This window comes from Rhizobium altiplani, assembly GCF_001542405.1.
Lineage (GTDB): Bacteria > Pseudomonadota > Alphaproteobacteria > Rhizobiales > Rhizobiaceae > Rhizobium > Rhizobium altiplani.
This window is the reverse complement of the sequence record NZ_LNCD01000141.1, coordinates 1-14,304: the sequence shown is the minus strand read 5'-3', so window position 1 is coordinate 14,304 and position 14,304 is coordinate 1. Positions and strand designations below refer to the sequence as shown.

Below are 14,304 nucleotides of genomic sequence, written 5' to 3'. Positions count from 1 at the left end.
GGTTTCTAAGCATTGTGATAAGGTATCTGCACCTGAATAAAATAGGGTGTAAGAAGCGAACGCAGGGAACTGAAACATCTAAGTACCTGCAGGAAAGGACATCAACCGAGACTCCGCAAGTAGTGGCGAGCGAACGCGGACCAGGCCAGTGGCAATTGTGTTTAAAGCGGAACAATCTGGAAAGTTTGGCCGTAGCGGGTGACAGCCCCGTACGCGTAGATAGCATGATTGTCCTAGAGTAGGGCGGGACACGAGAAATCCTGTCTGAACATGGGGAGACCACTCTCCAAGCCTAAGTACTCGTGCATGACCGATAGCGAACAAGTACCGTGAGGGAAAGGTGAAAAGCACCCCGACAAGGGGAGTGAAATAGAACCTGAAACCGGATGCCTACAAACAGTCGGAGCCCGCAAGGGTGACGGCGTACCTTTTGTATAATGGGTCAACGACTTAGTGTAACAAGCAAGCTTAAGCCGGTAGGTGTAGGCGAAGCGAAAGCGAGTCTGAATAGGGCGATTTAGTTTGTTGCATTAGACCCGAAACCGAGTGATCTAGCCATGAGCAGGTTGAAGGTTGGGTAACACCAACTGGAGGACCGAACCCGCATCTGTTGCAATAGATTGGGATGACTTGTGGCTAGGGGTGAAAGGCCAATCAAACTCGGAAATAGCTGGTTCTCCGCGAAATCTATTTAGGTAGAGCGTCGACCGAATACCCTGGGGGGTAGAGCACTGGATGGGCTATGGGGACTCACCGTCTTACTGATCCTAACCAAACTCCGAATACCCAGGAGTACTAGTCGGCAGACACACGGCGGGTGCTAACGTCCGTCGTGAAAAGGGCAACAACCCTAACCTCCAGCTAAGGTCCCCAAGTCATGGCTAAGTGGGAAAGGATGTGAGGATCCCAAAACAACCAGGATGTTGGCTTAGAAGCAGCCATCATTTAAAGAAAGCGTAACAGCTCACTGGTCTAAATAAGGGTCTTTGCGCCGAAAATGTAACGGGGCTGAAGCCATGCACCGAAGCTGAGGATGTGTAGCAATACACGTGGTAGCGGAGCGTTCCGTAAGCTGATGAAGGGAGACCCGTGAGGGCTCCTGGAGGTATCGGAAGTGCGAATGTTGACATGAGTAACGATAAAGAGGGTGAGAGACCCTCTCGCCGAAAGACCAAGGGTTCCTGCTTAAAGTTAATCTGAGCAGGGTTAGCCGGCCCCTAAGACGAGGCGGACACGCGTAGTCGATGGGAACCACGTTAATATTCGTGGGCCTGGTGGTAGTGACGGATTGCTCAACTTGTGAGGTCTTATTGGATTGATCTTGCAGGGACGCGGTTCCAGGAAATAGCTCCACCGTATAGACCGTACCCGAAACCGACACAGGTGGTCAGGTAGAGTATACCAAGGCGCTTGAGAGAACTATGTTGAAGGAACTCGGCAAATTGCACGCGTAACTTCGGAAGAAGCGTGACCCCATTTTACGCAAGTGAAGTGGGGTGGCACAGACCAGGGGGTAGCGACTGTTTATCAAAAACACAGGGCTCTGCGAAGTCGCAAGACGACGTATAGGGTCTGACGCCTGCCCGGTGCTGGAAGGTTAAGAGGAGAGGTGCAAGCTTTGAATCGAAGCCCCAGTAAACGGCGGCCGTAACTATAACGGTCCTAAGGTAGCGAAATTCCTTGTCGGGTAAGTTCCGACCTGCACGAATGGCGTAACGACTTCCCCGCTGTCTCCAACATAGACTCAGTGAAATTGAATTCCCCGTGAAGATGCGGGGTTCCTGCGGTCAGACGGAAAGACCCCGTGCACCTTTACTATAGCTTTACACTGGCATTCGTGTCGGCATGTGTAGGATAGGTGGTAGGCTTTGAAGCAGGGACGCCAGTTTCTGTGGAGCCATCCTTGAAATACCACCCTTATCGTCATGGATGTCTAACCGCGGTCCGTTATCCGGATCCGGGACAGTGTATGGTGGGTAGTTTGACTGGGGCGGTCGCCTCCGAAAGAGTAACGGAGGCGCGCGATGGTGGGCTCAGACCGGTCGGAAATCGGTCGTCGAGTGCAATGGCATAAGCCCGCCTGACTGCGAGACTGACAAGTCGAGCAGAGACGAAAGTCGGTCATAGTGATCCGGTGGTCCCGTGTGGAAGGGCCATCGCTCAACGGATAAAAGGTACGCCGGGGATAACAGGCTGATGACCCCCAAGAGTCCATATCGACGGGGTTGTTTGGCACCTCGATGTCGACTCATCGCATCCTGGGGCTGGAGCAGGTCCCAAGGGTATGGCTGTTCGCCATTTAAAGCGGTACGTGAGTTGGGTTCAGAACGTCGTGAGACAGTTCGGTCCCTATCTGCCGTGGGTGTAGGAATATTGACAGGATCTGTCCCTAGTACGAGAGGACCGGGATGGACATATCTCTGGTGGACCTGTTGTCCTGCCAAGGGCATAGCAGGGTAGCTACATATGGAATGGATAACCGCTGAAGGCATCTAAGCGGGAAACCAACCTGAAAACGAGTATTCCCTATCAGAGCCGTGGAAGACGACCACGTTGATAGGCCGGGTGTGGAAGCGCAGCAATGTGTGAAGCTTACCGGTACTAATAGCTCGATTGGCTTGATCGTTCTCATTGATCAATGCTCATCTGCGACACAGACGTGTCGGGAGATGATGCAAGACGTGTTCAAACGCAGTGAAAACTGCACCAGCTTCTCATTTGTTGCGCTTCGCTGACCTGGTGGTTATGGCGGGGCGGCTGCACCCGTTCCCATTCCGAACACGGCCGTGAAACGCCCCAGCGCCTATGGTACTTCGTCTTAAGACGCGGGAGAGTCGGTCGCTGCCAGGTCTGCTAAACGCAACAACACATGCGCCGAATGTCGAAGACAGTCGAAAGCTGCATGTGAAACAAAGATAATCTTCTCATCACGAAAACGGCCCCAAGCCGATCAAAAGGGCCGCCCACAAAGCGGCCTTTCTGCTATAATGGGCCCGAAAATATGCAGTGCGTCCCTTACACGAGACAAATCGCCTTCGGCAATTTGCTCGGGCAGTAGCGTAAACTGCTTCGCAGTTTACGCACCGTGACAAAACCCAGAGGGTTTTGCACTTGGCGCGGGGTGGAGCAGCCCGGTAGCTCGTCAGGCTCATAACCTGAAGGCCGCAGGTTCAAATCCTGCCCCCGCAACCAAATTTATCTGCAAAACCTCTCATTCCGGATATTTGCACCAAAGCTCCTCCGCGCAAGCGCCGAGGAGCTTTTTGGACTCCGTGTCGATTTCTCAAGCCGCCAGGTTCGCCCAAATTCGCATGTGTTTCAGCAGCGACGCAACGCCCAGTCGAAGCCCGACACGAAGCTCTGCCGCTGTCTGCGGAGCCGGAATACAAGTTCCACCTTCGATCGAGGATTAGAGTTCGCCTCAACAGTAACCGTCAGGCTGGGGCAAGATTGCACCGCGATAAGTCATGCCGATTAAGTGTGAGGGTCTTGGTGGCATGATCAAGGTGGCTTTATGCGGCGTAGGTTACTGGGGGCGCAACCTGCTACGTGTCCTTTCCAGCAATCCTGGGATTCAGTTAGCCGCAATTGTTGACACGCGGCTGGAGGTTCGAGAACGACTGGCGCAATCGTTCCCGAGCGCCGCGATTTACGAAGACGCTTCGTCTGTCATTCTCGATCCAAATATTGATGCAATGGTCATTGCAACGCCGGTGTCCTCGCACTACTCGCTTGCTAAGGCCGGTTTGGACGCCGGCAAGCATGTGATGATCGAGAAGCCCATGTGCGGTTCCAGCGAAGAGGCGGAGGACCTGGTCGCGCGGGCCAAAGCCTATGGCTTAACTCTGATGGTTGATCACACCTTCCTCTTCCATCCTGCCGTTCGAAAGCTCCGAGATCTCGTTGCAAGCGGCACGCTCGGGCATATTTCCTATTTTGACTCTCAGCGCGTCAATTTGGGCCTTTTTCAACCGGACGTAAATGTGCTCTGGGATCTCGCTCCTCACGACCTATCGATCCTAGACTATCGGTTTGCGGCAGAGCCGGTTTCAGTGGAGGCCAGCGGGTATTGTCACGTCAACGACAAATCGCCCGATATCGCCTACATCACCTTGCATTACGAGAATTCTATGGTCGCGCACCTCAATCTGAGTTGGATGTCGCCGGTAAAAATGCGGCGGATTGCTCTTGGGGGCAGCAAGCAAATGGCTGTCTGGGATGATTTGAACCGCGATGAGCCGGTCAAGATCTATGATTCCGGCATCACTATCCATTCCAATCAGGATCGCGAGATCAATCTTCCGAATTACAGAATCGGCGCGGTGACATCCCCGCGCATTTCCGGCCCCGAGCCGCTTACGGAAGTGGTTGAACACCTCCGTCGCTCCATCCTCGGGCAGGAGCGTTGCCAAACTGATGGTGATTTCGGACTGAGGATTGTCAGAACGCTGGAGCGGGCGCAGTCGGCACTGGAGTGCAGCTTGCAGCAGGTCGCATGCAGTAAGCGCAACACATTCAATATCATCGCGGCAGAGTGAGACGATGGAACAACAGGTTAAACAATCGAACGCCTCAGATTTCCTAAGAGGGAAGCGCATTTTAGTAACCGGAGGCGCCGGCTTCATCGGCTCGCACATTGTCGATCAACTCATGGGCCACGAGGTTCAGGCCGTTGTGGCTGTCGATAATATGGTGCGTGGGAGGTCTGAGAATCTCTCTTCCGTTGCCGCCGACCCGCGCTTGCGGCTTGTAAACGGCGATATTCGTGACAATGCGCTCATGGACGAGCTGGTGCGAGACGCCGATATCGTATTCCATCAGGCCGCTTTGAGGATTACACATTGTGCCGCCGAACCCGCCGAGGCCTTTGAGGTTATGGGCCGCGCCACATTCGATCTTCTGCAGCTCTGCGTGAAACACAAAATTCAGAAGATCATCGCTGCGTCGTCCGCTTCAATCTATGGCTATGCTCCAGAATTTCCGACCACGGAGGCCGCAGCACCCTACGCCGATCGAACATTGTACGGCGGCCTGAAGCTCTTCAACGAAAAGCTGCTCCGATCATTCAACGATATGTACGGCCTTAACTACTGTGCGCTTCGTTACTTCAATGTCTATGGAACGCGCATGGATATCCACGGCCGCTACACGGAAGTCCTGATCCGGTGGATGGAGAGAATTGCTGCCAATCAACCTCCCATCATCTTTGGTGACGGCTTGCAAACCATGGATTTCGTGGAGGTTCGTGACGTCGCGTCTTCGAATATCGCGGCGGCTCTCTCTTCTGCTTCGGACGAAGTCTACAATGTCGCGTCAGGGGCCGAAGTTTCTCTAAAAGAATTGGCGCAGACGCTGCTCAAGATCATGGGACGGGAAAATCTCGGAATCCACCATGAACCTGCTCGCAACGTTAACCCAGTCGAGCGGCGGTTGGCCGATCCGTCAAAGGCGCGGGCGCAACTTGGTTTCCAAGTTTCGATCGGGCTGGAAGATGGATTGCGCGATCTGGTGCGATGGTGGCGGGATGAATGTGTCTCCGTGCTGGAGTTGGCCAAGTGATCCCCCTTATGCGCCCAACGGTGGGTCCAGAAGAAGCAGACGCACTCGCTTCGGTCATCGCTTCCGGCTGGTTGACCCAGGGACCACAGGTTCTTGGGTTCGAGACGGAGTTCGCTGCAATGACCGGTGCCTCATATGCGTGCGCGGTTTCCAACTGTACGACAGCGCTTCATTTGGCACTGCTGGCTGTCGGTGTTGGACCGGGTGACGAGGTGATCACGGTCAGTCACAGCTTCATTGCGACAGCGAATGCCATCCATATGTGTGGTGCCGAGCCGGTCTTCGCCGACATCGGTGCAGGTAGCTACAACATGGATCCGACCAGTATTGAGGTGCTGATATCGTCGCGGACTAAAGCCGTGTTGTGTGTGGACCAAATCGGTATGCCGTGCGACTTGCAGGCGATCTGCGCGGTCGCTCATGCGTATGGGCTGGCTGTGGTGGAAGACGCCGCCTGCGCCAGCGGATCGATGATCCTGGTCGATGACCAATGGCAGCGGATCGGTGGCGTGCTCTCCGACGTGGCATGCTTCTCATTTCATCCCCGCAAGGTTCTTACGACGGGTGAGGGCGGAATGATCACAACGAACAACCCTGAAATAGACGCGAAGTGCCGCCTTCTGAGGCAACATGGAATGTCTGTCTCCGACCTCGCCCGTCATGCATCCAATCGTGTTGTGATCGAGACCTACACCGAGACGGGTTTCAATTACCGCATGACCGACCTTCAGGCTGCGGTTGGACGAGAGCAGCTAAAGCGTCTCGATGGAATTGTTGCCGAAAGGCGGAAATTGGCGAAGCGCTACGGCGAACTCCTGATGCCCGTCAACGGTATAATCGTGCCGCAAGAGCCGAACTGGGCGAAATCTAACTGGCAGAGCTATTCAATTGGGTTGCCTGAAGGTGCAGATCGCGAAGAGGTCATGCAGGAGATGCTCGACCGAAAAATAGCGACCCGGCGTGCAGTCATGTCCAGCCACCTTGAGGCGCCCTGGCGCGGGGCTCGGCATGCAGGGCTTTCCCGATCCGAACAAGTCAGCGCAGCTCATCTCATACTGCCACTTTTCTCCGGAATGACGGACGCCGAACAAGTCAGCGTGGTGACTGCCTTGTCAGAGATCCTTGCTGAAAAGGAGTGGCCCAATGCCCATCGCTGACAATGTCGTTTTTGAAGATGACGTACTGGTTTTCCATCCAGATCTCGTCAATTTGTACGGCTGCACAATCGGCCGTGGAACACGGATCGGCACCTTCGTGGAAATCCAATCGGATGTCCATGTCGGTGCAAAATGCAAGATTCAGTCCCATAGCTTCATCTGCTCTGGTGTCATCATTGAGGACGAGGTGTTCGTGGGCCATGGCGTCATGTTCACAAACGATCGTTATCCGGCTGCGACAAACGCTGACGGTGCATTGCAGGGCTCGGAAGATTGGGTCTGCCTTCCCACCCGTATCTGCTCGGGCGCATCGATCGGAAGCAATGCCACGATCCTACCTGACGTTGTAATTGGGCGAAGGGCTATGGTAGCAGCGGGGGCGGTGGTGACCAAAGACGTTCCCGAATATGCCATCGTCGCGGGCAATCCAGCACGTGTGATAGGGTCTACTCGCGACATGTCGGAGAGTGGGCGATGAGTTCACAAACAACGGTACCTTTCGTCGATCTCTCTATCCAATGGGAGCAGATTCGCCATAATGTCATGCCGGAGATCGAACGTCTGTTCGATGCGAGCGCTTTTTGCCTGGGGCCATGGGTTGACGAATTCGAAAAGGCCATCGCCTCCTATCTTGAAGTCGATCACGCCATTGCCGTCAGCAGTGGCAGTGCTGCCCTGCATCTGGCGGTCATTGCAGCGGGCATAGGCCCGGGAGACAAGGTTCTGGTACCGGCCCATAGCTTTATCGGCACCTTGTGGGGGGTGATCTATCAGGGTGCTGTTCCGGTTTTTTGTGATGTGGAACGTGCTACGGGTACGATCGACTTTGCGGATGCGGAAAGGCGTCTGGATGGCGATGTGAAAGCAGTCATTCCGGTTCATCTTTACGGTCAGCCCGCAAATATGAAGGCAGCGCTGGAGTTTTCCGAGCGTCACGGGCTGACAATGATAGAAGATGTGGCCCAAGCAATCGGCGCTCGTTATAACGGTCGACCGCTCGGATCGATGGGGTCAATGGGCTGTTTCAGTTTCTACCCGGGCAAGAATCTCGGTGCAGCGGGTGAAGGCGGCCTCATCGTCACGCAAGACGCCGACCTCGCTCAGCGGCTGAGGGCACTGAGAAATCACGGGCAGACGCAGCGTTATCTCCACGAACAGATCGGCTATAACTACCGCATGGATGGCCTGCAAGCGTTGGTCTTGAACAGCAAGCTAAGGCATCTTGATGATTGGACTGATCAGCGGAAGCGGGCCGCAGAACGGTATAGGGAGGGCTTGAAAGGCACGCCCCTTACGCTCCCTGATGTCGTGCATGGCGATCATGTTTACCATCTCTACGTCGTACGCACGGATCGGCGCGACGACCTACGGTCGCACCTTGATTCAAGAAGTATTCAGACCGGATTGCACTATCCCATTCCATTGCATCGGCAGCCTTGCTTGGCGCAAGTCGAAAGCGCCCAAAGTGAATTTCTTGCAACGGAAGAATTTGCCGGCCAGGGGCTGTCTTTGCCCATGTTCGCTGGCATAACCGCGGCGCAGCAGCAACAAGTCGTCGATGCAATTTGCTCATTTTTCGAAAAGGGTGAGAGATGACGGTGGCAACACAGCGCAGACGCGTTCTATGCGTGTTGCCGCAGCTCAATACGACCGCAGCTCCAGTTCTCACAAATGTGGTCGACGAGTGGATTTACGCGCTTGCTCACCACTGCGAGGTTAGTGTTGTCGACCGCGATTTCGATTTCAAAGCCGTCTGTGATGAGCTGCAGCCCGATTTCGTCATATTTTCGGCAGTGCATTCCGGCAGACCGCTACGGCTTAACATCACAAACATTCATACCTACCCAGAGATACCGCGGGCGCTGTACTTCAATTGCGATCCACACGACCCGATGCGGCCACTCACGTTGAGCGCTCTCACTGAATACGGCATTGACACGATCTTCTGCTTCGGGCTGGAACATCTGCAGCATATGCCGGAGCTCTCGCAATTTGCCTGTTTCGTCATTCCGAAATTTATCGATCCCGAGATATTCCATGACTATAACTTGGAAAAGATCGTCCCCGTCAACATAATGAGTGGGCATCTATTCCCGAGTTTCTACCCGTGGCGGGCAAAGCTGACCCACGAGATTCAACACTTCTTTCCAACGCTAATTTATACTCATCCGGGCTATAGGCTACAGGACCGCAGGCCATTTGAGGTTCGTGACGCTAGATACGCTCAGTTAATTTCTCAAAGCTACTTTTCGGCTGCCGACACGACGCGGCTGGACTACGTCGTTCGCAAGCACCTTGAGATACCAGCTTGCGGTACGGTTCTTCTTGCTCCTGACTCCGATCGTCTGAAAGAATATGGCTTTGTGGACATGCAAAACTGCATCATGGGCAGCGGAAAGGAGCTCTACCAAAAGATCAACGAGGTCAGCAAAGACCTCGATCTTTATTCCGACATCCGTAAAACGGGTTATGAACTCGTCCACAGCCGCTATACCCGTCAGGCGTGGACTTATATTGCAGATTGGTACGAGTGCCGCCGCGCCGTTCGTTCAGGCGAAGTTGTCAGACAAATCAATTGGTTCGGCAAATTTGAGATCGTTCCAATGCAATCCCCTTCCGTAGTTTTCGTGAACGCGGCCGTTCCGGACAGCCCGATGTCCGCAGTGCTTCGTTCGGCCAGATCGGCAATTCTGGAGGGAGGAGATTTCAAGGAGGTCGCGCAGACCCTGAGAGAGCTAAGTACTTGGATTAGCCATATCGCCGAGCCATGGGTTCTGCTCGGCATTATCTCGCTGCTCGAGGGAGATGCAGGAGAGGCCGCCATTCTACTTAGTCGTCGTAGCAATCTCCAGGGCACATCGTCGCCGGCCTTGGCGCAGATGGATCCGGTTGAGATCGCTTGGCTTCTCCTCCTGAGTGATATCATTGGCGACAAGGATTTGAGGGTTTTCCTGCTTGAACAAGCTAAGACCGTCCCTCACGTTTCCATTAGGCGAACCAAATGGTTGATCGAAACAAACGAGCTTACGGATCCATCCAACGACGACTCGTTTGACGGACCGTTGCCTGGGGACTGCCTCTCGATTGCTTGGATTGGAAATGAGGACTTTGATAGTTGGCTTGATTTAATGGCGCGATTGTTCCGCGCAAATAATCGCCACGATCGCGCACTCGATATCGAAGGTCTTCTTGCCATGCGTGTGAAATCGGTGGGGCGGACGATTACCGAAGCTGCAACGGTCTAGTCTTGGGCAAGAGCGATCGGTGGTGGAATTCACACGTGCGAGGCTACCGCGTCTTTGGCCCATTGTGGTGAGTTTATCTCAACGGTCAAAGTAGATAGAGCAAGTTCACTCATGATTGAAACATTGAGAGCACTTCAAAAAACGCTGCAACTCAAGAAGCTCGCGCAATTCCAGCGGCGCGTGTCCTTCGGCGATTTGATAACTGATCGTTGGGAAAATGCGCGTGAATATGGATTTGGTGAGGGTACATCCTGTTATGACAGTGCCCTCGTTATGGGAGAGGTCCGTGTCGGTTGCCATACCTGGATTGGTCCTGGAACGGTATTGGATGGGACTGGCGGGCTTTCGATCGGTGATCACTGCTCAATCTCCACTGGTGTTCAGATCTATTCACATGACACTGTGCAAAGAAGCTTAACACTGGGAAAAGCGCCGATCGAATATTCTCCAACCAAGATTGGCAGCGGCGTCTACATCGGTCCCAACAGCGTTATTTCTCGTGGCGTGACGATTGGAGATGGTGCGGTGGTTGGCGCGATGTCTTTTGTTAATCACGATGTTCCAGCTGGAAGTAAAGTCTGGGGCTGTCCTGCTAGAATCCAGAGGTAGTACAGGCGTTGGACTTTGATCTGAACCCCGTAATGCAGCCACCGGCCCGCGCTAGCCTTTTGACACGCTGAGCGGCAATCACCGCGTCCCTAAACTATTTGGCGGTCGGCCGTATCAATGCATGGGATGATGGAGAGCCGTTTGTGTCATCGCTGATACTGTCGTCAAGCAACCGAAGAAAGAGAAATCGAACTGGCTACAGGTGCCGGACCGCTGCTTCTATATTTGCTCACTCGTCTGCATCGCCCAAAGAAAAAGTGCTCGACGTCCGCGCGCTTGGCGCAAACCTGAAATTGTTGCCGCGAGGGTCGGCTTGAGGCCGAGACTTTACAAGTCTCCGTCCCATCAGGCCCTGCAACCGATACCTTCCCAGATACCCGAAACAATCGCAGCCGGATATCCCCGGCGGGCCAGAACCTCCGCGGCGACGGCCTTGCTAGAGCAGGGGCAAGCGAGTCGTAAAAGGCGATCTGCGCTTCCGAAAAGTCGATGCTGCCTCCATGGGACTTTCCCTTCTCTCCCTTGCAGGAACCAGAAGTCGAAAATTCCCGCTCCGATGGCTTAGCATGACAGGCTACGTCAGAATCGAAAATCGATTCCGATTTTAGAGGCCTTGCTCCGGGCATTTCACCCGCCCGAGTTGCCAGAGCTATTGACCAGCACGCGAGAAAAAGTATTCCTTTTGTCGACAAGAGGATACCGGCATGACTGATACCGACACGAAGTCCACTCCCGAACGCAAGCGAGGCTCCGGCGTCAAGATGGTTTACGACCTCTTGCGCGATGAGATCCTGGACCTGGTTTTACCGCCCGGCAGTCCGATCGATGAGGTGCAACTGGCCGAGCGTTTCAAGATGTCGCGCACGCCGATCCGCGAGGCGCTGGTGAGGTTGGCCGGCGAGGGCCTGATCGACACGCTGCCCAATCGCTCGACCATGGTATCGAATATCGATTTCCTCAATATGCATACCTTCTTCGATGCGCTGGTGCTGATGTATCGCGTGACCACCCGTCTGGCCGCCCAGTATCATCGCCTCGAAGATCTGCAGGTGATCCGCGCGCATCAGGCCGACTTCGCCGCGGCGGTCGCGGCCCAGGACGCCCTGGCGATGATTGCCACCAACGCTGCCTTCCATTCAGCCATCGCCGAGGCAGGCCGCAACGCCTACTTCTCCGGTCTCTTCAATCGTCTCCTCGATGAGGGGCGACGCATCTTGCGGCTCTATTACCAGTCCTATGAAGACCGCTTGCCGCAACGTTTCGTCGACGAGCACGAAGACATTATCGCTGTCATCGCCGCGCGCGACAGCGAGGCCGCCGACCGCTTGGCGACGATCCATGCCGAGCAGATCGTGCAGCAAATACAGAAGCTTTTCGCGCGCGGCGGAAAACTGGATATCGCCCTCTGATCTGCTGCATAATTGTTGTCGACAAATAATATGCAAGTGATATAACCGCCGTCGAAGACACGGGGACCGGTGCCGGTGGAGGCGCGCGGCGATCCCTGCCCGTCCCGCCAGGCAATAGGAGTTTCGCAATGAAGGCCAAGATTTTCTCCGGTGTAATTCCGGCCCTGATGACCCCCTGCAAGGAAGACCGTACCCCCGACTACGACGCACTCGTCCGCAAGGGCCTGGAGTTGATCGCGCAGGGCATGTCGGCTGTTGTCTATTGCGGTTCCATGGGTGATTGGCCACTGCTGAGCGATGCACAGCGCATGGAAGGCGTGGAGCGTCTCGTGAAGGCTGGCATTCCGGTCATCGTAGGCACCGGCGCCGTCAACAGCGCCTCGGCCGTCGCGCATGCGGCCCATGCCCAGAAGGTCGGGGCACAGGGTCTGATGGTCATCCCGCGCGTCCTGTCGCGTGGTTCGGTAATCGCGGCCCAGAAGGCGCACTTCAAGGCAATCCTCTCGGCTGCCCCCGATCTTCCTGCTGTCATCTACAACAGCCCTTACTACGGCTTCGCCACGCGCGCGGACCTGTTCCTAGCACTGCGCGCCGAGCATCCGAACCTCGTCGGCTTCAAGGAATTCGGTGGCGCTGCAGACATGCGCTATGCAGCAGAGAATATCACCAGCCGCGATGATGGCGTTTCGCTGATGATCGGCGTCGACACGGCCGTCTTCCATGGCTTCGTCAATTGCGGTGCGACCGGAGCGATCACCGGCATCGGCAACGTGCTGCCGAAGGAAGTGCTGCACCTCTGCAACCTCGCCCAGGCCGCTGCTGCCGGCGACGCAGATGCCCGCCAGCGCGCGCTGGAGCTCGAGCAGGCACTGGCCGTCCTCTCGTCGTTCGACGAAGGCCCGGACCTCGTGCTGTTCTTCAAGCACATGATGGTATTGAAGGGCGACAAGGAATACACCCTTCATTTCTACGAAACCGACGCCCTGACCGATAGCCAGCGCGGTTACGTCGAAACTCAGTTCAAGCTCTTCAACACCTGGTACGCCGAATGGAGCAAGCTCCCGGGTGCCGTTGAGAAGTACAAGGCCTGATTTTCAAAGGCTCTCAAATCGAAAGGCCCTCCGATTGGAGGGCCTCAGACTGCTGACAAACCCCTGGCCTCGTCCAGGGGTTTGTGATTCACTGGGTCATGTTGAAGAAACCTGCTCCCGAACAGACGGCTCTCGAGATGGTGACGCTCGATCAGCTTGTTCCGAAGGATCACCTGCTTCGCAAGATCGACGCGGTAATCGACTTTTCCTTCATCCATGATCGGGTTGCCGGTCTTTACTGTGCTGATAACGGCCGCCCGCCGCTCGATCCGACCTTGATGTTCAAGGCGCTGTTCATCGGTTACCTGTTCGGCGTGCGCTCGGAGCGTCAGTTGGTGCGCGAGATCGAGGTCAACGTCGCCTACCGCTGGTTCTTGCGGCTGAAGCTGACGGATCCCGTGTTCGACGCCTCGACCCTGTCGCAGAACCGCCGCCGGCGCTTCAACGACACGTCGGTGGCCCAGGACATCTTTGATCATATCGTCAGCCAGGCGATCGCCCACAAGCTGGTCGATGGCACGGTGCTTTACACGGATTCAACGCATCTGAAGGCGAATGCCAACAAGGGCAAATACGATCTTGCGATGATCGAAAAGTCGCGGGCCGATTATTGGGCCGATCTCGACCGGGCGATCGAGGCGGAGCGGACGCTGCACGGGCAAAAGCCGCTGAAGGACAAAGAGCGTGAGCCGCAGGTGAAGGAAATCAAGGTGTCGCGCACCGATCCCGACAGCGGCTACATGGTGCGCGACGGCAAGCCGAAGGGCTTCTTCTATCTCGACCACCGCACGGTCGACGGCAAGCTTGCGATCATCACCGACACCCATGTGACGCCGGCCAATGTGCATGACAGTATCGTCTATCTCGAGCGGCTCGACCGGCAGCGGGAGCGGTTCGGCTTCGAGGTCGGCGCCGTCGGCCTGGATGCCGGCTATGCCACGTCCGGCATCGCCAAGGGGCTGGAGGACCGCCAGATCCTAGGCGTCACCGGCTATCGCAATCCGACCCCACCCAAAGATGGCATGATGCGCAAGTCGAAGTTCGACTATGAGCCCGAGACGGACGGTTATCGCTGCCCCGAAGGCCAACTGCTCGCCTATGCCACCACCGACCGCAACGGTTATCGCCACTACACATCCGACCCGGCGATCTGCCAAACCTGTCCGCTGCTCGCCTCCTGCACATCAAACACCAAGGCGGTGCGCACCATCACCCGCCATGTCTGGGCCGATGC

Annotated in this window: 10 protein-coding genes, 1 tRNA gene and 2 rRNA genes; all 13 read left to right on the top strand. The window is 55.6% G+C overall.

Features of this window, described 5'->3' with window-relative positions; genetic code table 11:
* A 23S ribosomal RNA gene (locus AS026_RS36220) occupies positions 1 to 2,626 on the top strand; the annotation flags it as partial.
* A gap of 109 nt (positions 2,627 to 2,735) precedes the next feature.
* A 5S ribosomal RNA gene (gene rrf, locus AS026_RS36215) occupies positions 2,736 to 2,850 on the top strand.
* A 265-nt stretch (positions 2,851 to 3,115) separates the two neighbouring features.
* A tRNA-Met gene (locus AS026_RS36210) sits at positions 3,116 to 3,192 on the top strand.
* Between the two features lie 305 nt (positions 3,193 to 3,497).
* Positions 3,498 to 4,538: a Gfo/Idh/MocA family protein gene (locus AS026_RS36205; RefSeq protein WP_062375852.1), complete on the top strand. Its 1,041-nt coding sequence runs from the start codon at positions 3,498 to 3,500 to the stop codon at positions 4,536 to 4,538.
* A 4-nt stretch (positions 4,539 to 4,542) separates the two neighbouring features.
* Positions 4,543 to 5,559 carry an NAD-dependent epimerase/dehydratase family protein gene (locus AS026_RS36200; RefSeq protein ID WP_062375849.1) on the top strand — a complete coding sequence of 339 codons (1,017 nt, stop codon included), beginning with the start codon at positions 4,543 to 4,545 and terminating at the stop codon, positions 5,557 to 5,559.
* 8 nt (positions 5,560 to 5,567) lie between these two features.
* Positions 5,568 to 6,716: a DegT/DnrJ/EryC1/StrS family aminotransferase gene (locus tag AS026_RS36195; protein WP_082728678.1), complete on the top strand. Its 1,149-nt coding sequence runs from the start codon at positions 5,568 to 5,570 to the stop codon at positions 6,714 to 6,716.
* Positions 6,703 to 7,194 carry an acyltransferase gene (locus tag AS026_RS36190; RefSeq protein WP_062375844.1) on the top strand — a complete coding sequence of 164 codons (492 nt, stop codon included), beginning with the start codon at positions 6,703 to 6,705 and terminating at the stop codon, positions 7,192 to 7,194. Before AS026_RS36195 ends, AS026_RS36190 begins: the two co-directional genes overlap by 14 nt.
* Positions 7,191 to 8,312, top strand: coding sequence for a DegT/DnrJ/EryC1/StrS family aminotransferase (locus AS026_RS36185; RefSeq protein ID WP_062375841.1), 1,122 nt, complete (start codon positions 7,191 to 7,193; stop codon positions 8,310 to 8,312). The genes AS026_RS36190 and AS026_RS36185 overlap by 4 nt, the downstream gene beginning before the upstream one ends.
* The gene (locus AS026_RS36180) at positions 8,309 to 9,961 is read left to right on the top strand and encodes a glycosyltransferase family protein (RefSeq protein ID WP_062375838.1); all 1,653 of its coding nucleotides are present in this window, start codon (positions 8,309 to 8,311) and stop codon (positions 9,959 to 9,961) included. The genes AS026_RS36185 and AS026_RS36180 overlap by 4 nt, the downstream gene beginning before the upstream one ends.
* Positions 9,962 to 10,072: 111 nt before the next feature.
* Complete coding sequence (locus AS026_RS40800; protein WP_082728677.1) at positions 10,073 to 10,570, top strand: acyltransferase; 498 nt, start codon at positions 10,073 to 10,075, stop codon at positions 10,568 to 10,570.
* Between the two features lie 704 nt (positions 10,571 to 11,274).
* Positions 11,275 to 11,979, top strand: a complete 705-nt coding sequence (locus AS026_RS36170) for a GntR family transcriptional regulator (RefSeq protein WP_025662796.1) — start codon at positions 11,275 to 11,277, stop codon at positions 11,977 to 11,979.
* 128 nt (positions 11,980 to 12,107) lie between these two features.
* Positions 12,108 to 13,070, top strand: a complete 963-nt coding sequence (locus AS026_RS36165) for a dihydrodipicolinate synthase family protein (protein ID WP_018859732.1) — start codon at positions 12,108 to 12,110, stop codon at positions 13,068 to 13,070.
* 98 nt (positions 13,071 to 13,168) lie between these two features.
* Positions 13,169 to 14,304 (top strand): IS1182 family transposase (locus AS026_RS36160; RefSeq protein ID WP_062368615.1); only part of this gene is annotated, 1,136 nt, incomplete at its 3' end.

Coding starts and splice junctions, on each gene's coding strand:
- AS026_RS36195 (WP_082728678.1), top strand. CDS start 5,568: ATGCGCCCAACGGTGGGTCCAGAAGAAGCAGACGCACTCGCTTCGGTC.
- AS026_RS36190 (WP_062375844.1), top strand. CDS start 6,703: ATGCCCATCGCTGACAATGTCGTTTTTGAAGATGACGTACTGGTTTTC.
- AS026_RS36170 (WP_025662796.1), top strand. CDS start 11,275: ATGACTGATACCGACACGAAGTCCACTCCCGAACGCAAGCGAGGCTCC.
- AS026_RS36205 (WP_062375852.1), top strand. CDS start 3,498: ATGATCAAGGTGGCTTTATGCGGCGTAGGTTACTGGGGGCGCAACCTG.
- AS026_RS36165 (WP_018859732.1), top strand. CDS start 12,108: ATGAAGGCCAAGATTTTCTCCGGTGTAATTCCGGCCCTGATGACCCCC.
- AS026_RS36180 (WP_062375838.1), top strand. CDS start 8,309: ATGACGGTGGCAACACAGCGCAGACGCGTTCTATGCGTGTTGCCGCAG.
- AS026_RS36200 (WP_062375849.1), top strand. CDS start 4,543: ATGGAACAACAGGTTAAACAATCGAACGCCTCAGATTTCCTAAGAGGG.
- AS026_RS40800 (WP_082728677.1), top strand. CDS start 10,073: ATGATTGAAACATTGAGAGCACTTCAAAAAACGCTGCAACTCAAGAAG.
- AS026_RS36185 (WP_062375841.1), top strand. CDS start 7,191: ATGAGTTCACAAACAACGGTACCTTTCGTCGATCTCTCTATCCAATGG.